We start from the raw sequence: 19,765 nt of genomic DNA, 5'->3' as shown, positions 1-19,765 counted from the left end.
GGCTGCGTCGGCGCTCGCGCCGATGCCCGCGTCAGCGCCCGTGCCGGAGCCTTTGCCGGAGCCATTGCCGGTGCTCATACGTGCTGCGTCCTTTCGAGGAGCCGGCCGGTGGGCGCGGTGGGCGTCCCGCCGTCGGCGATCTTGTGGCCGCGCAGCCAGGTGGACCGTACGACGCCGTGCAGGGTGCGCCCGGCGTAGGCGGTGATCCGGTTGCGGTGGTGGAGCGCGGCGGGGTCGACGGTGAAGGCGGCCTCGGGCGCCAGGACCGCGAAGTCCGCGTCGCGGCCCGCCTCGATGGCGCCCTTGCCGCGCAGCCCGGCGAGCCGGGCGGGGGCCGTGGACATCCAGCGCGCGACGTCGTCCAGGGTGTGGCCGCGCCGCCGGGCGGCGGTCCAGACGGCGGGCAGGCCGAGTTGGAGGGAGGAGATGCCGCCCCAGGCGGTGGCGAAGTCGCCGGTGTCGGGGTGTTTGAGCTCCGGGGTGCAGGGCGAGTGGTCGGAGACGACGCAGTCGATCGTGCCGTCGACGAGCCCGGCCCACAGCGCGTCCTGGTTGGCCGCTTCGCGGATGGGCGGGCAGCACTTGAACTCCGTTGCCCCGTCCGGGACTTCCTCCGCCGCGAGGGTCAGGAAGTGCGGGCAGGTCTCGGCGGTCAGCCGGACTCCGGCGCGTTTCGCCCCGGCGATCAGCGGCAGCGCGTCGCCGGAGGACAGGTGCAGTACGTGCACCCGGGCGTCGAGCCGGGCGGCGAGCGTGACGAGGGCGGCGACAGCGTCGTTCTCGGCGGCGCGCGGCCGGGAGGCGAGGAAGTCGGCGTAGCGCCGCCCGGCGCGCCGCGGCGCCCGGTCGAGCCGGTCGGGGGCCTCGGCGTGCACGATGAGCAGGCCGCCGAAGTCCGCGATCTCGGTCATGGCGGCGGCGAGTCCGCGCCGGTCGAGTTCGGGGAACTCCTCGACGCCGGAGGGCGAGAGGAAGCATTTGAAGCCGAAGACGCCCGCGTCGTGGAGAGGGCGCAGTTGCCCCGTGTTGCCGGGGATCGCGCCGCCCCAGAAGCCGACGTCGACGTGGACCGCGTGGGCCGCGGCCCGCTGTTTGACCGTGAGGTGCCGGGGGGTGGTGGTGGGCGGGACGCTGTTGAGGGGCATGTCGATGAGGGTGGTGACGCCGCCCGCGGCGGCGGCGCGGGTGGCGGTCCGGAACCCTTCCCACTCGGCGCGGCCGGGGTCGTTCACATGCACATGGGTGTCGACGAGGCCGGGGAGGAGGGCGGCGTCGCCGAGGTCCTCGGTACGGGCGCGGGGCGGGGCGGGGGCGTCGTAGGGCAGTACGTCCGTGATCCGACCGCCGGCGACGGCGACGGCCGCGGCCCGCGTTCCGTCGGGGGTGACGACACGTTGTGAGCGGAGCAGCAGTTCCGTTTCGGGCATCCGGTCCCCTGTCTCGTACGTCTGCCGTGTGCGCCTGTCTCGACCGCCGGCCTTGCGCTTGTGTGCCTGTCTCGACCGCCGGCCTTGCGCTTGTAAGCCGGCCTCGTGCGTCGGCCTTGTGCTTGTGCGCCGGCATCGTGCGTCGGTCTCGCGCTTGTGCGCCGGCCTCGTGCGTCGATCTTGCACTCGCGCATCGATCTTGTACGTCTCCCGACGTCATTCTCGACCCAGCATTCTTCAACGTTCTGTTGAAGAAGTCCGCTTGGGGCGCAGTCTCCAGTCGGCGCCCGAACCCGTCAAGACCCCGACCGGCACACGGGCCCTGACCGGCCACAATGGCTTCCGCACGGCCGGTACGGAGATCGCCCAGGCCCGGTAGGCTGCTGTCACCCGTCCCGGAAGGACCCGTCTCGTGCCCTCGTCCGCCGAGCCCAAAACCGCGCCCACCGGAGGCGTGCAGTCGCTGGAGCGCGCCTTCGATCTGCTGGAGCGGATGGCAGACGCCGGCGGCGAGGTCGGGCTGAGCGAGCTGGCGACCAGCAGCGGCCTGCCGCTGCCGACGATCCACCGGCTGATGCGCACGCTCGTCGCCTGCGGCTACGTACGCCAGCAGCCCAACCGCCGCTACGCCCTCGGCCCGCGCCTGATCCGGCTCGGCGAGAGCGCGTCCCGGCTGCTCGGCACGTGGGCCCGCCCGTATCTGGCGCGGCTGGTGGAGGGCACCGGCGAGACCGCCAATATGGCACTTCTCGACGGGGACGAGGTCGTGTACGTCGCACAGGCGCCGTCGAAGCATTCGATGCGGATGTTCACCGAGGTCGGGCGGCGGGTGCTGCCCCACTCCACCGGCGTCGGCAAGGCGCTCCTCGCGCACGCCACCGACGACGAGGTGCGCGCGCTCCTCGCCCGTACCGGCATGCCGGCCGCGACGGAGAAGACGATCACGACGCCCGAGGGCTTCCTCGAAGCGCTCGGCCGCGTCCGCGAAACCGGGTACGCGGTCGACGACAACGAACAGGAAGTCGGCGTCCGGTGCCTGGCGGTCCCCGTGCCCGGCTCCCCCACTGCGACCGCCATCTCGATCTCGGGTCCGGCGGGCCGCGTGACGGACGCCGCCACGGAGACGATCGTGCCGCTCCTTCAGAAGGTGGCGAGCGAGCTCGCCACGGAGCTGACGAGCACGGAGCAGGGCTGACGGCCCGACACGGAACGGCGCAGGCCGCGCGTGACGGCCCGCGCCTCACGGGCCATACATGACAGGCCGCGCCTCACGGACCGCACCTCCCGGGCCACGCCTCACGGGCCGGCTCGGCACGATCCTGACGGGCTGTCACTGACAGCCGACCGGCAGCCGCCCAACAACCGTCCGTCAACCACCCGCCACCCGCCCGCCGTCCGCCCGTCAGCCGCCCTGTTGCGGACCGGTGTGCCGACCGCACAGGTCGACCGCGTCGCGGACGTCCCGCAGGGCCGGGCCCAAGGCGCTCACCGAGCCCAGGGCTCCCGCCACCAGGAGCAGGGAGCGGTGCAGCCGGGGCTGTTCCAGGTCGCCCGAGCGGGCCATCGCGGCCAGCACGGCCAGTTCGTCCTCGGCCACGGCCCGGTCCGACAACTCGGCCGGATGTACGGCGAGTTCACGCCGCAGCCGCGATACGGCGGCGCCCAGCCCCCGCACCCTCGGGTCCGCGACGGCACCGCCCCTCCGCCTCTGCTCCACGATTACGGCGCCCTCCGCCCGCGTGGCGCCCGAAGGCACGCCCTGCCCCGTCCGATGACTTACCGGCACAGTCCTCCCCTTCGTGCTCGTCGACTCCCGCGCACGTTCCGAGAGTTGATTGGAGCGTGCACGTGACCGCGGATCAGTTAACGCCACTTTGCGTGCGACACGCCACACTCTGAGCGAAAATCAGACCGCAGGAGGACCGCCCGAGAGTGAAGCGAAGGCCATGGCTTGCCACCGGCATGCCATGTGCCACACCGCGCCGGACGGTGACGGACGGCCCCACGCAGCGTGATCACAGCCGCCGGACTTCGGCGCGAAGCTGTTGGCGGCGCCCCCGTCGGGGCCCGTACGGAAAGCGGGTCCGTACGGGCGTACGAGCGTACGGGCGCCGGCATGCGGTATGCAGGGTCCATGGCACGTACGACTGAGGACGAGCGGACACCCGTGGCCGGGCTGCTGCTGGCGGCGGGCGGCGGGCGCAGGCTCGGGGGCCGGCCGAAGGCGCTGCTGGAGCACCGCGGCAGGCCGCTGGTGGAACGGGCGGCGCGGGAGCTCCTGGCAGGCGGCTGCGCGCCGGTGCGGGTGGTGCTGGGCGCGGCGGCCGAGCGGGTACGGGCCCGTACCGACCTGGCCGCGCTGACCGGGCACGAGCCGCTGGTCAACCCCGACTGGGCGCAGGGCATGGGGTCGTCGCTGCGCGCCGGGCTCCGTTCGCTGGAGGGGTGCGGCGCGTCGGCGGTACTGGTGATGCTGGTGGACCAGCCGGGGATGGGGGCCGCGGCGGTGGCGCGGGTGCTGGCGGCGCACCGGGCGGGTGCGGACCTGGTGGCCGCCTCCTACGACGGACGGCGGGGGCACCCGGTGCTGTTCGGCGCGGCGCGCTGGGCGGAGGTGGCGGCGAGTGCGACGGGCGACCGCGGGGCACGCGCGTATCTGCGGGCCCATGCCGAGGAGATCGTTCTCGTCGAGTGTGCGGACGTCGCGACGCCGGACGACATCGATACGCCGGAGGATCTGGCGCTGCTGGAGTGACGCGCGGTTGCCGCCGGGGCGCTCCACGATGCAGCATCAACAGACCATTGAACTTCCACCATGAGAAAATTACTCTCCACTGGTCAGAAGTATCGTGACATCAGGCCGCAGCCCGGCGGCCGCCCGGCACCGCTCGCCGAAGCGCGCCGAAGCTCGCCGAAGGAGTGACCGCTCATGTCCGCGTCAACGCCGCCTCCGCCGGCCGTCGTCCACGCCGAGCCCCTCCCGCGCCAGGAGGAGGTGCTGACGGACGCGGCCCTCGCGTTCGTCGCCGAACTGCACCGCCGCTTCTCGCCGCGCCGCGACGAACTGCTGGCCCGGCGCGCCGCGCGCCGGGCGGAGATCGCCCGTACCAGCACGCTGGACTTCCTGCCGGAGACCGCGCACATCCGCGCGGACGACAGCTGGCGCGTCGCCCCGGCCCCGGCCGCGCTGGAGGACCGACGGGTGGAGATCACCGGGCCGACCGACCGCAAGATGACGGTCAACGCGCTGAATTCGGGCGCCCTCGCCTGGCTCGCCGACTTCGAGGACGCCACCGCCCCGACGTGGGAGAACGTGGTACTCGGCCAACTCAACCTGATCGACGCCTACGAGCGGCGCATCGACTTCACCGACCCGCGGGGGAAGGAGTACGCGCTGCGGCCGCCGGAGGAACTGGCGACCGTAGTGGTACGGCCGAGGGGCTGGCACTTGCCGGACCGTCACCTGACGGTCGACGGTGAGGCCGTCCCCGGCGCTCTGGTCGACTTCGGCCTCTACTTCTTCCACAACGCCCGGCGCCTGATCGACCTCGGCAAGGGACCGTACTTCTACCTCCCCAAGACCGAGTCGCACCTCGAAGCCCGGCTGTGGAACGACGTGTTCCTCTTCGCGCAGGACTTCCTGGGCATCCCGCAAGGCACCGTGCGCGCCACCGTCCTGATCGAGACGATCACCGCCGCGTACGAGATGGAGGAGATCCTCTACGAGCTGCGGGACCACGCCTCCGGGCTCAACGCGGGCCGCTGGGACTATCTGTTCTCGATCGTCAAGAACTTCCGCGACGGCGGGGCGAAGTTCGTCCTGCCGGACCGCAACGCGGTGACGATGACCGCGCCGTTCATGCGCGCGTACACGGAACTGCTGGTCCGTACGTGCCACAAGCGCGGCGCGCACGCGATCGGCGGCATGGCGGCGTTCATCCCCTCGCGCCGCGACGAAGAGGTCAACAAGGTCGCCTTCGAGAAGGTCCGGGCCGACAAGGACCGTGAGGCGCGCGACGGCTTCGACGGCTCCTGGGTCGCCCACCCCGACCTGGTCCCCGTCGCCCGCGCCTGCTTCGACGCGGTACTCGGCGACGCCCCTCACCAGAAGCACCGGCTGCGCGAGGACGTCCGCGTCACCGCCCCCGAGCTCATCGCCATCGACTCCCTGGACGCCGCACCGACCTTCGAGGGCCTGCGCAACGCCGTCCAGGTCGGCATCCGCTACATCGAGTCCTGGCTGCGCGGCCACGGCGCCGTCACCATCTTCAACCTCATGGAAGACGCCGCCACCGCCGAGATCTCCCGCTCCCAGATCTGGCAATGGATCAACGCAGGCGTCGAGTTCGACCGCGACGGCACATCCGTACGCGCCACCGCCGCCCTGACCCGAGAGGTAGCCGCCACCGAACTGACCGCCATCCGCGCCGAGATCGGCCCCGACGCCTTCACCACCGGCCGCTGGCAACAAGCCCACGACCTACTCCTCCAGGTCGCCCTCAACGAAACCTACCCCGATTTCCTCACCCTCCCGGCGTACGAACTACTGCCCTGAGCCGACCTGTTGCACGGGCCTCGGCACCCCTCCTGAGGTGCCGGGGCCCGGTCGCCGCTGGGGCGATGGTGGTCAGCGGCGGTAGAGCTGGGTGGTGGGGACTATTTCCTGGGGTTGGTTGGGGGTGGACCAGAGGAGTTTCATGGTGGCTTCGCCGGTTTGTTCGGTGTGTTCTACGCGGATGGCGTATTTGTGGCCGGCGCGCAGGGGGATGGACGCCTTGTCGATGGTGGCGTCGTGCGGCTTGGTGTTGTCGATGAGCAGGCGGCCGTCGATCCAGACGCGGGCCGTGTCGTCGGAGACGGTGGTGAAGGTGTACGTATCGCTGAAGCGCGGTTGGATGGAGCCGGTCCAGCGGGTGGAGAAGTGGTCGGCGGGGATGCTCGGTGCGGGTGAACCGCTGAACTTCCAGGCGTAGTTGATGGTGCGGTCGATGCGGGTCAGCGCGGGCGGGCCGCTGAGCGTGTCATTGGCGAAGATGTCGGCGCGCAGTCCGCTGCCGTGGCCCCTGGGTGCGGGCCTGGGCGTTCTGACGGTCAGTTCGATGACCGTGGCGGTGGGGTTCGGCGGCTTGCCCGATAGTTTCAGGTCGTAACCTCCTTTCACAGCAGTGACCTTGACGGGCTGGCTGCTGCCCAGCATTCGCGCCCCCATTACCCGGAACGGGGCCCGTGCCGCGAGATGCAGCGGCTTCCCCGCGGCCGGCCAGTCGGTCACGGTGGCGTAGAGCTTGTCTCCCGCGCCGGAGCGGGAGCGGCTGACCGCGCCCCAGGACGGTTCCTCGACGAGACCGGCGTACCCGGCCCCGTACACCGCCCTGCCCTGCCCGGCCGTGCGCAGCCACTGCCCGACGTCGTGCAGCCGGTCTAGGGACGGCTGCGGGACGCGGCCATGCTTGTCGGGGCCGACGTTGAGCAGGTAGTTGCCGCTGCGGCTCGCGGTGGCGAGGAGGTTGCGGGTGATGGCGGCGGAGGACTTCCAGTCCTGGTCGTACGCGGCGAATCCCCAGTGCCCGTTGAGCGTCATGCAGCTCTCCCACAGCTGGCCGTCCACCGGCGCGGCGGGGATCTCCTGCTCGGGGGTGCCGTAGTCGCCGTCGGTCACGCGGCGCTTGCCGACCCGGTTGTTGATGATGAGCTTCGGGTCGAGGCCGCGCAGATACGACTCCAGGGCCTCGCCGTCGCGGGCGGTCCAGGGGTTGTGGGGGTTGTCGGTGTCCCACTCGCCGTCGAACCAGAGCAGCGCCGGAGCGTACCCCTTGACCAGCTCCCTCAGCTGGGCGTACATCCGCTCCCGGTACTTGGGGAAGGTCGCCGGGTCCGCGAAGTCGGGATCGTGCCAGTCCCAGATCGAGTAGTAGAAGCCGAGCTTGATGCCGGCCCGGTCGGCGGCGGTCTTCAGTTCGCGCAGGATGTCACGGCGCTTGTCGAAGGCGGAGTGGTCGCGCAGGTTCCACGTGTTCACCTTGGTGGGCCACATCGCGTAGCCCTCGTGGTGCTTGGCGGTGATGACGATGTACCGCTGGCCCGCGTCCTTGGCGGCCTTCACGATGGCCTTGGCGTCGAAGCCGGCCGGGTCGAAGGTGCTCGCCTGCTTCTCGTACGCGCTCATCGGGATCGAGCACTGCCGCTTGATCCACTCGGCGTCGCGGCAGACGGTCCCGTCCGGCCGCCGGTACTCGCCCTCCAGGTTGGAGTACGCGCCGAAGTGGATGAACATCCCGAACCGGTCCTGCCGCCACCAGCTGGTGCGGTCGGACGTGAAGGGGTCGTCCACCGCGAAGTTGGTGCCGGGGCCGGCGGCCGGCTGCTGCCGATCGGGGCCGGCGGGGCGAGCAGGCGGAGCGGGCGAAGCGGGCGGCCCGGCGGGCGAAGCGGGCCGGGCGCTCGCCGCAGCCGTCGGCAGTGCGATGACCGGCAGCGCTACGGCCAGCAGCGCGGTCGCGAGCAGCGGCGCGAACCCGCGCGCTCCCCGCACGGATCGGTGACGGGGCGGTCTGGTGGGCTTCGTACGCATGGCGGCTCCTGGACTGGGCGGTGGGGCGTGCAGGAGGGCCGGCCGGCCGCGTACGGAACTTAGGGCCGCCAAAGGTGGGATGTCAACGGGAAGTTCGGGACGAATTTCCGCCGACGATCGGCTGCTCAGCGACTACACATCCGATGTCTGGTGGGCGTACGGGCGTCAGTGCCCGCCTCCCAACCCGCCTCAGTGCGTCGCCGTGACCGACGGCTCCCCCGCCCCCGCCTCCGCGGCCCCCTCCCCCTCCCCGCGCCGCCTCCCGAAGTGGTTGAAGACGAGGTTGAGCACGACGGCGGTGAGGCAGCCCGCGCTGACCCCCGAGTCCAGAATGATCTTCAGACTCTCCGGAATCGCCGTGTTGTCGTAGAACGTCCGGGAGACCACCGGAATCATGCCCATGCCGAGCGACGTGGCGGCGATCAGCAGGTTGTCGGCCTTCTCCAGCCCCGCCCCGAGCAGCACCTTGACGCCGCTGGCCGCGACGGTGCCGAACAGCACGATGCCCGCGCCGCCCAGCACCGGCTGCGGCACGACGGCGATCAGCGAGGCGAAGACCGGGCTCAGGCCCAGCACGATGAACATCGCGCCGCAGGCGGCCACGGTGAACCGGCTGCGCACCCTGGTGATCGCCACCAACCCGATGTTCTGCGCGAAGGCGCTGTTGGCGAAGCCGTTGAAGAGCGGGCTGACCGCGGAGGAGAGGGTGTCCGCGCGCAGCCCGGCGGCGATGGTCCGCTCGTCCGCCGGGCGGCCGACGATCACGCCGAGCGCCAGCATGTCCGCCGTGGACTCCGTCATGCAGACCAGCATGAGGATGCACATCGAGATGATCGCGGAGAGCTGGAACTCGGGGCCGCCGAAGTGGAAGGGCGTCGGGAAGCCGACGAGGCCCGCCTGGCGCGTCGCCGCGAAGTCGACGGCCCCGGCGGGTATCGCGATCAGGGTGCCCGCCACCAGGCCGAGCAGTATGGCGATCTGCTGGAGGAAGCCGCGCAGCACGCGCCGCAGCACCAGCACGATCACCAGCGTCGCCGCCGCCAGCGCGAGGTTGGTGATCGGCGTCGGCCGCTCCGGGCGGCTGCCCTGTATCCAGCCGAACGACACCGGCAGCAGCGTGATCCCGATGAGAGTGATCACCGTGCCGCTGACGATGGGCGGAAAGAAGCGTACGAGCCGGCAGAAGTAAGGGGCCAGGACGAAGCCCAGCACCCCGGCGACGATCACGCCGCCGAAGATGACGGGCAGGGCGCGCGTACGGTCGCCGCCCTGGGCATCGACGATCGCGATCATCGGGGCGACTCCCGCGAAGGAGACGCCGTTGACGAACGGCATCCGCGCACCGATCCGCCAGAGCCCGAGGGTCTGGAGCAGCGTCGCGATGCCCGCGGTGAACAGGGCCGCGCCCACCAGGAACGTGAGGTCGCGCGGCGAGAGGCCGACGGCCGCGCCGAGCACGAGCGGCGGCGCGACCACCCCCGCGTAGCTGGCGGCGACGTGCTGCAACCCGCTCGCGAGCAGCCTGCCGGGAGGCAGCAACTGGTCTACGGGGTGAGGAAGTTCACCTCCGGCACTCCGCCTTCGCCGTCGCCGTCGTTCCCGTGGCTGTTGGCGGCTGTCGCCGCGCTTGCTGAACCTGGGCGCTGACGTCACGGCGGTTCCTCCTGTCGCTTGTCGTGCCGCCGATGGCACGGTTTCAGGGAGGCGGTGCGGAGGGGGTGCGCGTACAGGGAGGTCGGTACGTACGGGGCTGGTCGATACGTATGGGCAGGTCCAGGCCGACGGGCGGGTCCGGGCCGGGGCGCGGTGCTGCGTTCGCGCCCCGGCCCGGTACTCGCGGACCCGGCGGATTCCCGTGGCCCGCGAGCCCGGCCGAGGGCCGTCCCCCTCGACCGAGTCTTGGGCGGCGCCCCGCGGTGGAGGCGTGAGGCGGTACGTACGTACGTCAGGCCGATGCGGCGATCTCCGTGAGGCGACGGGACTGCTCCCGCGCCGCCCGCGCGACGGCCGTCTCGTCCACGGTCGTCAGCCGGCCGTCCTCCACGACCGGCCGCCCGCCCACGAGGGAGAGCGTCACGGGGGCCGCCGCGCCCAGCACGAGGGCGGCGACGGGGTCGGCGATGGTGGAGTGGCCGATGCCGTCGAGCTTCCACAGCACCAGGTCGGCGAGTTTGCCGGGTTCGATGGAGCCGAGTTCCGCGTCCCGGCCCAGTACGCGCGCGCCGCCCCGCGTTGCCAGCCGCAGTACTTGACGGGCCGTCAACGCACTGGGGTCGTCGGCTCCGAGGCGGCCGACGAGCAGCGCGTTGCGCAGTTCGGTGTGCAGTTCCCCGGACTCGTTGGAGGCGGTGCCGTCCACGCCGAGGCCGACCGGGACGCCGGCCGCCAGCATGGCCGGGACGCGGGCGATGCCCGCGGCGACACGGGCGTTGGAGGACGGGCAGTGCCCGACCCCCGTGCCCGTACGGGCGAAGGCGTCGATGTCCGAGTCGTCCATGTGGATGCAGTGGGCCATCCATACGTCCTCGCCGAGCCAGCCCGTCGACGCGAAGTAGTCGGTCGGCCCCATCCCGAACCGCTCGCGGCAGAACCGGTCCTCCTCCACGGTCTCCGAGCCGTGCGTATGCAGCCGCACCCCCTTGCGGCGCGCCAACTCGGCGCTCTCCTTCATCAGTTGGGTAGTCACGGAGAACGGCGAACAGGGCGCGGCGGCGATCTGCGTCATCGAGCCGAAGGAGGGGTCGTGGTGTTCGTCGATGGCCTTCTCGGTCGCCGCGAGCGCGCCCTCGGTGGACTCGACGGCGAAGTCCGGCGGCAGCCCGCCGTCCGAGGCGCCGAGGTCCATGGAGCCGCGGGCGAGGGTGAAGCGGACGCCGAGTTCTGCGGCGGCCGACAGTTCGGCGGCGACCAGGTCGCCGGAGTCCTTGGGGAAAATGTAGTGGTGATCGGCGGCGAGGGTCACTCCACCGCGGGCCATCATGGCGAGCGAACCGCGGGCCGCCGCGCGCACCATGGGCTCGTCGATCCGCGCCCAGGCGGGGTAGAGCGCGACCAGCCAGTCGAAGAGGCGGTGCTCCGTGGCGAGGCCGCGGGTGAGCCACTGATAGAAGTGGTGATGGGTGTTGACCAGGCCCGGAGTGAGCAGATGGCCCGTGCCGTCGACGCGCCGGACGACGTTCGCGAGCCCTTCCGGGGCCCGGCCCGCGCCCAGGGACTCGATCCGGTCCCCGGCGATGACGACGTGGCCGCTCGCGTGCTCGGCGCCGTCGGCGTCGACGGTCGCGATGGCGCAGTTCTCGATGACCGTACGGGCCGCGGGAATTGTGCGGGCCGCGGGAATTGAGGGGGCCGCGGGAATTGAGCGAGACGCGCGCGGCGTGGCGCCGGGGGGTTCCGATGCTGCCATGGTGGGTCCTCGTCCTTCCGGTGGGGGTGCCAGTACTTCCCCGAACCCGCTCAGAGATTCGTCAGATCGTGAGGGATCCCGGCCTCGGCGCCCTCGCGCAGGACGGTGGCCTCTATGAGCCCGTACGGGCGGTCCGCCGCGTGGTAGACGGCCGCGTCGTCGGCGCCGTTCTCCAGCCCGAACGGCTCCAGATCCACCAGGAAGTGATGCTTGTTCGGGAGTGAGAACCGCACCTCGTCGACCTCGTCGTTGCGGGAGATGACGCGCGAGCCCATCTCGTACAGAGTCTGCTGGAGCGAGAGGCTGTAGGTCTCCGCGAACGCCTGGAGCATGTCCGCCCGGACCCTGCGGTACGAGCTCTCCCAGGCGGGCTCCCGGTGCGGCTCGCCGCTCCAGCCGAACCGCCAGCGGGCGGAGACCTCGGTGGCGAGCACCCGGTCGTACGCCTCCTCCAGCGTCGTGTACGCGTCCTTGATATAGCCCCAGAACTCCGAGTCGGTGGAGTTCAGCACGACGAGGTCCTTGAGCCCGGAGACGACCTGCCACCGCTCGCCGTCGAAGGTGACCTGGGCGAGGCGGGTCTCCTGGCCCCTGCGGACGAAGGAGTGCCCGCCCGCTCCCCCACCGTCCTCGTTCCCCCGGGCGATCCGGTCCCAGGCGTACTCCTCGACGCGGATACGGGCCCGCTTGATCGGCCCCTGGCTGGTGACGAAGTGACGGGCCAACAGAATGCCGAAGTCTTCGGCGGATTCGATGCCGTGCTGCTTGGCGAAGGCGTACACGGTGTTCTTCGTCGTGTCGGTGGGCAGGCAGTTGGCGTTGGAGCCGAAGAGGTGGACGTCCTCCAGATCGCCGGAGAGGGCGACGGAGACGTTGAGGTCCTTGATGTGGTGGGTGGCGCCGTCCCGCGTGATCCGGACGACATGGCACTCGGCCTTGCCGTACTGGTTCTGGCCGAGGACGACGGCGGGCGCCGGTCGGGAATGGACTGTCATATCGCGCTAGCTCCCTCGGTATACGGAGTAGCCGAACGGGTTGAGCAGCAGCGGTACGTGATAGTGCTCGCCCGGCGCGACGGCGAAGACGACCGTCACTTCGGGGAAGAAGGCCCCGGCCTCGGGGCGGCCGGCGGATTCGGACCGGCGGGCGGGCTCGGTGCCACGGGCGGGCTCGGACCGGCCGGCAGGTTCGGAGCTGCCTGGGGGGTCGGAGCGGCCTACGGACTCGGCACCGTCCCCGGCCTCGCCCCCGCCCTCCCCGCCGCCCTCCCGCTCGAAGTAGCCCGCGACCTCAAAGACGAGCCGGGCGTGGGTAGTTGACTCCGGCAGCGGCGGCAGGTCCCGGCAGCGGCCGTCGCCGTCGGTCCGCGACGCGCCGCAGTCCCGCCATGGGTCCGTGCCGCCGGTGCGTACCGAGAGCGTGACGGGCACGCCGCGCGCGGGCCGCCCGGCGCTGGTGTCCAGGATGTGGGTGGAGACCGACGCGGCCGGGGCGATGCCCCCGGAGGCGTCGGCGGTCCCGGTGCTGCCGTCGCTCATGGCCGCAGCGCTCCTTCGGTGACGAGGCGGGTCAGCCGGACGCGGTTGATCCTGCCCAGTTCGGCCCGCACGATCTCGTTCTCCCGCTCCGGCGTGTTGCCGATCCGGGCGCGTACCGCGTCGCGCAGCTGCTCGCCGCTGAGGCCGTCGGCGCAGATCAGGAAGACGTGGCCGAACCGCCGCCGGTAGGCCCTGTCGAGTTCCGCCGTCTCGGCTCTGACCCGCTCGGACGCGTCGGCCATGCCCCGCTGCTCGCGGGCGGAGGCGGAATCCCCGGGCGCCGGGCGGCCGAGCGGCGAGTGGCCGGCGACCGCCGCGGCCAGTTCCTCGGCGCCGAGCCGGGCGGTGGCGGCGTCGCTGGCGCCGAGGAGGGTTTCGGGGTCGGGGTACGGGCGCCGCGCGAGGATCGCCCCGCACCATTCCTCGCTGGCGCAGACCTCGCGCAGAACGGCGCGGGCCGCGGTGTCGTCGGCCGTGTTGAACCGGGCCAGGATCGGATCCGTGCTCGGCCTCATGGGGGCCTCCGTGGCTGCGATCTGGGGGATTCGCTGGTCCAGCCCGCGCGCCGGCGACGCCGGGGACGGCGGGCTGCGCATAGCTAACGCCCTGGGGATCACAACGTCAACACTTTGTTGAAACCATCCGGTGAAATCGACGGCGGTCCGGAGCGGCCCAGGGCGGCCCGAAGCGCTCCGATCAGTCCGTCAGCGCCCGCGTGATGCTGTCGAAGTCGTCGAGGAGCGCGGTCAGCCGCCCTTCGGGGAGCGCCTGGACCATGCGGGACTCGATCGCGTACACGGCGGCCTGCGCCGCGCCGAGGCGGCGGCGACCCTCGCCGGTGAGGGTGGCGGGGCGGGCGCGCCCGTGGTCGACGGTCGAGGGGCGGGTGAGCAGCCCGTCGTCCTGGAGGCCGCGCAGGACGACGTTCATGGACTGGCGGGTCACGAAGGTGGCGCGGGCGAGTTCGGCGTTGGACATGCCGGGCCGAGCGGCGAGGACCTCCAGGCAGGCGTACTGCGGAACGGTCAGGCCGTGCTCGCGCAGCACCTGGTCCATGGCGGCGCGCAGGGCGGCGTGCGCGCGCTTGAGCCGGTACCCCACGTGATCGAGTACGTCCGCGGCCGGATGGGGCGGTTCCACCTGCGAGTCCACCTGCGAGCTCTCCTGCATGTCCATATTTTGACACCTCCGGGGATCGGGTTTAGCGTCGAGTATGTCAAAGTCCTGACATCGAAAAGTCCGGACGAGCCCGGCCCAAGCCCCGGCGCGCGTCCCGACGCCGGCAACCCCGGCATTCACGTCGCCGGCACTCACGTCGCCGACATCCACGTCGCCGGCACTCACCGTTCCGGCACCCCGAGGAGAGCACTCATGACCGTCAGCATCGATGGCCCCGACTTCATCGCCCTACAGGTACGCGACCTGGAGGCGGCCGCGGAGTTCTGCGAGAAGAACCTCGGCCTGCGCCGCGCCCCCTACTCGCCGCCCCACGCGGTCGTCTTCGACACCAAGCCGACCCCGATGGCCGTACGCGAACCGCTGCCCGGCACCGACCTGGACTCCGGGCGCCCCGGCCTCGGCGTCGCCCTGTGGTTCGCCACCCCCGACACGCAGGCCCTGCACGACCAGCTCACGGCCAACGGCGTCGAGATCCTCACCCCGATCACCGAGAGCCCGTTCGGCCCGATGTTCTCCTTCGCCGGTCCCGAGGGCTACGTCCTGACCGTGCACCAGGCCCAGGAGGGCTGACCGTGACCGCCGTCTCCTTCACCCCTGCCGGGCCGTACTCGCTGGCCGCCTCCTGCCGGTTCCTGGAGAGCTGCACCCCCGCCTCGTACGAGCGCGCGCCCGACGGCGTGCTGCGGATGGCCTTCCCCGCCGACGACGGCGAGTCCGTCATCGGGTGCGCCGTGCGGCAGGAGGAGACGGCGGCCGACGGGCCCCCCGCCACGGTGCACGCCGAGTACACCCGCTACGTCGACGGGCGGCCAGCCGGGCCCGCCGACGGGACACCGGCCGCCGAGGCGGCACGGGCCCAGATCGCGCGCATCCTCTCCCTCGACTCCGACGCCGCCGGCTTCCGCGCGCTCGCCGACGCCGACCCGGTCGTCGCCGGGCTCCAGGCCGAGTTCCCGGGCCTGCGGCCCGTACTGTTCCACTCGCCGTACGAGGCCGCCGCCTGGACGGTCATCGGCAACCGCGTCCGCATGGACCAGGGCGCCCGCATCAAGGCCCGTATCGCCGAGGAGTACGGACAGGCCGTCGACGTTGCCGGCCAGCGGCTCCACGCCTTCCCCGTGCCGTCGGTGCTGCGCCGCCTCGACCGCGTCGCGGGGCTGACGGAGGTGAAGACGGAGCGGCTGCGCGCCATCGCCGACGCGGCGCTCGACGATAGTCTGAATGCCAGTCAACTCCGTTCGCAGCCGGTCGAGTTCGCGCTGACCGACCTCAAGGAGCTGCCGGGCATCGGGCCGTTCTCCGCCGAACTCGTCCTGATCCGGGGCGCCGGGCACCCCGACGTCTTCCCCTTCCATGAACCCCGCCTGCACCAGGCCATGGCCGCCGCGTACGGCCTCGACGCCGCGACGGCCGCCGACACCGCGCGGCTCGCGGCGGTCGCCGGGGCCTGGCGTCCGTACCGCAGCTGGGTGGCGCTCCATCTGCGGCTGCGCGCGGAGGAGCGGGCGGCGGTCTGCCGGTAGCGCCAAGGCCGATAACGCTACTGCCGACAGCGCTACTGCCGATATCCCTGCTCAGCGGCCTTGTCAGTCGGGGCTTTGGCGGCGTTCTCCCTGTTCAGGTAGTTGTAGACGGTGAAGCGGCTGACGCCGAGGGCGTTCGCCACCGTCTCCACGCTGTGGCGTACGGAGAACGCGCCGCGCTGTTCCAGGACCCGTACGACCGACTGCTTGGTCTTGCGGTCGAGCTCCGGCAGCGGCACGCCGTGCCGCCGTTCCAGCTCGGCCAGTATGTGATCGAGCGAGTCGGAGAGGTGCGGCAGCCGCACGGCCACCAGGTCGCGGCCCTCCCAGGAGAGCACGACGTCGTCGCCGGTCGCCTGGCCCGGGGCGACGAGTTCGCCGCCCATGGCGTCCACGAGCGGCTTGATCGCCAGCAGGAACGGGTGGTCGCCGGGCGGCGGAAGGTCACCGGGCCCGGCCCCGCCCGTCATACGTCACCTTCCGCGACCACGTTGACCTGCAACGACACTCGGGTGGCGCCCGCAGCCAGCGACTCGCGCAGCATCGAGTCCACCGCGGTCAGCACCGTGTCCGCCGTCCCCTCGGCGGTGTTGCCGAAGGGGCCGACGTCCACCGCGTCCAGCGCGGCGGACTGCACGACCTCGCGAGCTATCACCGCGTGCTGCGGGGGCTCGTCGAGGTCGAAGGGCTCGGTCGTGAACTCGACCCTCAATCGCACTGTGCCCACTCCTGTACCCGCGTCCGTACCCGCGTCCGACCTGCATCGATTCGAACCGCTCCTGCCCGCGCCGCCCCCCGGCGCACGGGACCCGCCCGCGCCGGAGCCCACGGCGGTCATCAGTGTAGGGAGCGGCCTACTTCGGGCAGCGTAAGGAAGAGGCCGAAGGGCTCGCCCCGGGCGGCGTGCGAAATCCGGTTGCCCCGGGGCGCGGTGTCCGGGACGGTCACCGTCATGGCGATCCCCGATCCCCCGTCCGCATCGTCCACCCCGTCCGCAACGTCCATCCCGTCCGCAACGCCCTCATCGTCCACACAGCCCGCAACGCCCGCACCCGGCTTCGTACCCGGCATCGAGCTGTCCCGAGCGCTGTACGAGGAGGCGGTGCGGCCGCTCCTCGACGTCGCGTATCCGGAACTGCGGTACGCCGCCGCGCGGATCGGCGGCGGCTCGGAGGTGCTGGGCTTCGACACGCCGAGGTCCGCGGACCACGAGTGGGGCCCGCGGCTGGAGCTGTTCCTCGCCCCCGGCGACCGCGCCCGGCACGGCGCGGACATCCGCCGCCTGTTGTCGGAGCGGCTGCCGAAGCGGGTGCGCGGCTGGCCCACCCACTTCCAGGAGAGCGACGATCCGCGGGACCCCGTCGGCCTGATGCGGCCGACCGACGGGCCCGTCAACCACCGCGTGTCCGCGCACGAGGTGGACGAATGGCTCGGCGGACAGCTCGGGCTGCGCGCCGGGCTGGGCTCCGCCTATCCGGAGCCCAGCACCCGCGCATGGCTGGCGATGCCGCAGCAGCGGCTGGCCGAGACGACCGGCGGCGCGGTGTTCCACGACGGGACCGGCTCGCTCACCGCCGCGCGGCGCGCGCTGGCCTGGTATCCGGAGCAGGTGTGGCGCTACCTCCTGGCCTGCCAGTGGCAGCGGATCTCGCAGGAGGAGGCGTTCGTGGGGCGTTGCGCGGAGGTCGGCGACGACCTCGGTTCGGCGGTGACGGCCGGGCGGCTGGTGCGGGACCTGATGAGGCTGTGCCTGCTGCTGGAGCGCCGGTACGCCCCGTACGGCAAGTGGCTCGGCAGCGCGTTCCGGCAGTTGGCGGTCGCAGAGACGCTCGCGCCGGCGCTGCGCGGGGCGCTGGCCGCGACGGACTACCCGGACCGCGAGAGCCGGCTGGCCCGTGCGTACGAGACCGTCGCCGAGCTCCAGAACGCGTCGGGGCTCAGCGCCCCGGTGGATCCGAGGCCCCGGCCGTACCACTCGCGCCCGTTCCTGGTCCTGCGTGCCGAGCGCTTCACGCAGGCGCTGGCCGGCACGGTGACGGACCCCTGGCTGCGGGAGCGGCCGCTGACGGGCGGGGTGGACCAGTGGGCCGACAGCACCGACTTCCTCAACCAGGTCGCGACCGGGCGGCCTCGGGAACGGTCGTCCCCTCAGACCTGATACGTCTTCAACTCCATGGTGGACAGCGGTGCTTCGGCCATCTTGTGCAGCCCCGGCCCGCCGTCGGCCTGGGCGTCGGCGTCGTCGCCGGCGTCGTCGTGGGACGGGAAGAAGGATTCGGCCATGCGGCGGCCGAGGAGCTGGTTCTGGTCCACGTAGTCGCGCATCTCCTTCTCGAAGGCGGCGAAGGCGGCCGCATGGTCACCCGCCGCCGTCGCGAGCTCGCCGGCCAGGACGTACGCGCCGACCATCGCCTGCGACGTCCCCATGCCGGAGGTCGGCGCGGCGCAGTAGGCGGCGTCGCCGAGGAGAACGACGCGCCCGCGCGACCAGGTGTCCATCCGGATCTGGTCGATGCCGTCGAAGAAGAAGTCGTCGGCGTTCTCCATGATGTCCAGCAGCCGCGGTATCTCCCACCCCTCGCCCGCGAACCGCTCCGCGAGGAAGCGCTTCTGCGCGGCGATGTCGTGCCGGTCGTAGTCCATTGACCGAGCGGTGCAGAAGAGGCCCGCGAGGGCCTGGGTGTTGCCCCGGGCGCTGAAGATCATCGCGGCCTTGTCGCGGAAGCGGCAGAGCACCCCGCGGTGGTCGAGGTCCAGATAGTTGGGCGCGGAGAAGACCGCGCTGCGGAGGCCGAGGTCGTGGGCGTACTCCGACTCCGGGCCGAAGACGAGGCGGCGGACGTTGGAGTGGGCGCCGTCGGCGCCCACGACGAGGTCGAAGGTACGGGGCTCGCCCTTCTCGAATTCGACGTGCACTCCGTCCCCGCCCTGGACCATGGAGACGATGGAGTCCCCGAAGACGTATTCGGCGTCGTGCCGGGTCGCCTCGTACAGAACGCGCGTCAAGTCCCCCCGCAGCACTTCGAGTTCCCCGGACATGAACTCGGCCGGCAGCGTGGCGACGGTCTCGCCCGCGCCGTTGACCACCGTCATGCCCTTCATGGCGGTGTCGTGTTCGCGCACAGCCTCAAGGAGGCCCATCCGCTTCACGACGTCCAGCCCTACGCCGCGGAAGTCGATGGCGTGGCCGCCGTCGCGCAGGGCGGGCGCACGCTCCACGAGGGTGGTGCGAAAGCCGTAGCGGTGCAGCCAGTACGCGAGGGCGGGGCCGGCGATGCTCGCGCCGGAGATGAGGACGGACTTCTGGTTCATGACGGCTCCACTTCCGTAAGGACCCGCGGGGCGGTGACGCCCACTCGCGGTGACCGCCCCAGAAAAGCACACCCACTAAATAAGTGCAATGACTCAACTTATTGAGTGAATCCACCCCTGCGGTAGCCTGGACCCCATGACCCAGCCGACGACCCAGCCGACCGGACGCCGCGAGCGCAAGAAGGCCCAGACCCGCAAAGCCCTGGCGGACGCGGCCCTGCGGCTGTTCTCGGAACGGGGCTACGACCACGTGACCGTCGCCGAGGTGGCCGAGGCCGCCGATGTCTCGGTGACCACGCTCTTCAAGCACTTCCCGAGCAAGGAGTCGCTCGTCTTCGACCTGGACGCCGACCAGGAGAGGGTCTTGGTCTCGGCGGTCCGCGACCGACCGGCGGGCCGGACGGTCCTGGCCGCCCTGCGCTCCCACCTGCTGACGGCGGGCCCCCTGGACGCGGCGAACAGGCCCGACTACCAGCAGTTCAGGGGCCTGATCAGGTCGACCCCCGTGCTGGGCGAACACTTCCGCCGGATGTGGGAGCGCCACGAGGAGGCGCTGGCCCGCGCCATCAGCGAGGCGGCCGGCGACCCGGAGGCCGACGTCGCCTCGCGCACCATGGCCCGGTTCGCCCTACAGGCGGTGCTGCTCGCCTCGGAAGACCCCGATCCGCAGGGGGCGCTGAACACGGTCTTCGACCTGCTGGAGCGGGGCTGGGGAACGTACGACGCGCGGACCGCGCAGCCCGCGCCCAGCTGACCTCCGCCCCTCCCACCCGGCCCGTACCACCGCGAGGCGAACCGGAGTTTCCGTC

19 protein-coding genes are annotated in these 19,765 nt (G+C 71.9%); 7 read left to right on the top strand and 12 right to left on the bottom strand.

Annotated features, from left to right (window positions below; genetic code table 11):
• Positions 1 to 74: 74 nt before the first annotated feature.
• The gene (gene allB / locus AB0I49_RS02350; RefSeq protein ID WP_363224864.1) at positions 75 to 1,427 is read right to left on the bottom strand and encodes an allantoinase AllB; all 1,353 of its coding nucleotides are present in this window, start codon (positions 1,425 to 1,427) and stop codon (positions 75 to 77) included.
• Between the two features lie 412 nt (positions 1,428 to 1,839).
• Between allB and AB0I49_RS02345 the strand changes: the two genes are divergently transcribed.
• The gene (locus tag AB0I49_RS02345; protein ID WP_363224863.1) at positions 1,840 to 2,622 is read left to right on the top strand and encodes an IclR family transcriptional regulator; all 783 of its coding nucleotides are present in this window, start codon (positions 1,840 to 1,842) and stop codon (positions 2,620 to 2,622) included.
• A gap of 207 nt (positions 2,623 to 2,829) precedes the next feature.
• Here AB0I49_RS02345 and AB0I49_RS02340 read toward each other — a convergent pair whose 3' ends face one another.
• The gene (locus AB0I49_RS02340) at positions 2,830 to 3,144 is read right to left on the bottom strand and encodes a DUF5955 family protein (RefSeq protein WP_363224862.1); all 315 of its coding nucleotides are present in this window, start codon (positions 3,142 to 3,144) and stop codon (positions 2,830 to 2,832) included.
• A 417-nt stretch (positions 3,145 to 3,561) separates the two neighbouring features.
• On the opposite strand from AB0I49_RS02340, the gene AB0I49_RS02335 reads away from it, so the two are divergent.
• Both AB0I49_RS02335 and aceB read left to right on the top strand, forming a co-directional pair.
• On the top strand, positions 3,562 to 4,182 hold the full coding sequence (locus AB0I49_RS02335) for a nucleotidyltransferase family protein (protein ID WP_363224861.1): 621 nt from the start codon (positions 3,562 to 3,564) through the stop codon (positions 4,180 to 4,182).
• Positions 4,183 to 4,356: 174 nt separating this feature from the next.
• Positions 4,357 to 5,982 (top strand): malate synthase A, encoded by a 1,626-nt coding sequence (gene aceB, locus AB0I49_RS02330; protein ID WP_363224860.1) that lies wholly within the window; start codon positions 4,357 to 4,359, stop codon positions 5,980 to 5,982.
• A 72-nt stretch (positions 5,983 to 6,054) separates the two neighbouring features.
• On the opposite strand, the gene AB0I49_RS02325 is transcribed toward aceB, so the two are convergent.
• The 7 genes from AB0I49_RS02325 to AB0I49_RS02295 form a co-directional block, all read right to left on the bottom strand.
• On the bottom strand, positions 6,055 to 7,998 hold the full coding sequence (locus AB0I49_RS02325; RefSeq protein ID WP_363224859.1) for an alpha-L-fucosidase: 1,944 nt from the start codon (positions 7,996 to 7,998) through the stop codon (positions 6,055 to 6,057).
• A gap of 189 nt (positions 7,999 to 8,187) precedes the next feature.
• Positions 8,188 to 9,537 carry a nucleobase:cation symporter-2 family protein gene (locus tag AB0I49_RS02320; protein ID WP_363224857.1) on the bottom strand — a complete coding sequence of 450 codons (1,350 nt, stop codon included), beginning with the start codon at positions 9,535 to 9,537 and terminating at the stop codon, positions 8,188 to 8,190.
• 406 nt (positions 9,538 to 9,943) lie between these two features.
• On the bottom strand, positions 9,944 to 11,404 hold the full coding sequence (locus AB0I49_RS02315; protein ID WP_363224855.1) for an 8-oxoguanine deaminase: 1,461 nt from the start codon (positions 11,402 to 11,404) through the stop codon (positions 9,944 to 9,946).
• A gap of 50 nt (positions 11,405 to 11,454) precedes the next feature.
• Complete coding sequence (pucL, locus tag AB0I49_RS02310) at positions 11,455 to 12,399, bottom strand: factor-independent urate hydroxylase (RefSeq protein WP_363224854.1); 945 nt, start codon at positions 12,397 to 12,399, stop codon at positions 11,455 to 11,457.
• 6 nt (positions 12,400 to 12,405) lie between these two features.
• The gene (locus AB0I49_RS02305) at positions 12,406 to 12,942 is read right to left on the bottom strand and encodes a hydroxyisourate hydrolase (protein ID WP_363224853.1); all 537 of its coding nucleotides are present in this window, start codon (positions 12,940 to 12,942) and stop codon (positions 12,406 to 12,408) included.
• Positions 12,939 to 13,457 carry a 2-oxo-4-hydroxy-4-carboxy-5-ureidoimidazoline decarboxylase gene (uraD, locus tag AB0I49_RS02300; RefSeq protein ID WP_363224852.1) on the bottom strand — a complete coding sequence of 173 codons (519 nt, stop codon included), beginning with the start codon at positions 13,455 to 13,457 and terminating at the stop codon, positions 12,939 to 12,941. The genes AB0I49_RS02305 and uraD overlap by 4 nt, the downstream gene beginning before the upstream one ends.
• 181 nt (positions 13,458 to 13,638) lie before the next feature.
• Positions 13,639 to 14,112, bottom strand: coding sequence for a MarR family transcriptional regulator (locus AB0I49_RS02295; RefSeq protein WP_363224851.1), 474 nt, complete (start codon positions 14,110 to 14,112; stop codon positions 13,639 to 13,641).
• A 201-nt stretch (positions 14,113 to 14,313) separates the two neighbouring features.
• On the opposite strand from AB0I49_RS02295, the gene AB0I49_RS02290 reads away from it, so the two are divergent.
• Entirely contained in the window at positions 14,314 to 14,691 is a 378-nt protein-coding gene (locus tag AB0I49_RS02290) for a VOC family protein (protein WP_363224850.1), read from the top strand.
• A gap of 2 nt (positions 14,692 to 14,693) precedes the next feature.
• Entirely contained in the window at positions 14,694 to 15,644 is a 951-nt protein-coding gene (locus AB0I49_RS02285) for a DNA-3-methyladenine glycosylase 2 family protein (RefSeq protein WP_363224848.1), read from the top strand.
• A 32-nt stretch (positions 15,645 to 15,676) separates the two neighbouring features.
• Here the strand turns inward: AB0I49_RS02285 and AB0I49_RS02280 are convergent, their stop codons facing one another.
• Positions 15,677 to 16,114 (bottom strand): helix-turn-helix domain-containing protein, encoded by a 438-nt coding sequence (locus AB0I49_RS02280; RefSeq protein ID WP_363224847.1) that lies wholly within the window; start codon positions 16,112 to 16,114, stop codon positions 15,677 to 15,679.
• On the bottom strand, positions 16,111 to 16,362 hold the full coding sequence (locus AB0I49_RS02275) for a hypothetical protein (protein ID WP_363224846.1): 252 nt from the start codon (positions 16,360 to 16,362) through the stop codon (positions 16,111 to 16,113). The genes AB0I49_RS02280 and AB0I49_RS02275 overlap by 4 nt, the downstream gene beginning before the upstream one ends.
• A gap of 234 nt (positions 16,363 to 16,596) precedes the next feature.
• Here AB0I49_RS02275 and AB0I49_RS02270 point away from each other — a divergent pair, with 234 nt between their 5' ends.
• Positions 16,597 to 17,802 (top strand): DUF4037 domain-containing protein, encoded by a 1,206-nt coding sequence (locus AB0I49_RS02270; RefSeq protein ID WP_363224845.1) that lies wholly within the window; start codon positions 16,597 to 16,599, stop codon positions 17,800 to 17,802.
• Here the strand turns inward: AB0I49_RS02270 and AB0I49_RS02265 are convergent.
• The gene (locus AB0I49_RS02265) at positions 17,793 to 18,956 is read right to left on the bottom strand and encodes an FAD-dependent monooxygenase (RefSeq protein WP_363224844.1); all 1,164 of its coding nucleotides are present in this window, start codon (positions 18,954 to 18,956) and stop codon (positions 17,793 to 17,795) included. The two genes, AB0I49_RS02270 and AB0I49_RS02265, sit on opposite strands and share 10 nt — an antisense overlap.
• 136 nt (positions 18,957 to 19,092) lie before the next feature.
• Here AB0I49_RS02265 and AB0I49_RS02260 point away from each other — a divergent pair, with 136 nt between their 5' ends.
• On the top strand, positions 19,093 to 19,710 hold the full coding sequence (locus AB0I49_RS02260; RefSeq protein WP_363224843.1) for a helix-turn-helix domain-containing protein: 618 nt from the start codon (positions 19,093 to 19,095) through the stop codon (positions 19,708 to 19,710).
• The last annotated feature ends 55 nt before the right edge of the window (positions 19,711 to 19,765 follow it).

This window comes from Streptomyces sp. NPDC050617 (assembly GCF_040654795.1).
Classification (GTDB): domain Bacteria; phylum Actinomycetota; class Actinomycetes; order Streptomycetales; family Streptomycetaceae; genus Streptomyces.
The sequence above is the reverse complement of the archived record's forward strand: the minus strand, read 5'-3'. Positions and strand labels throughout refer to the sequence as shown.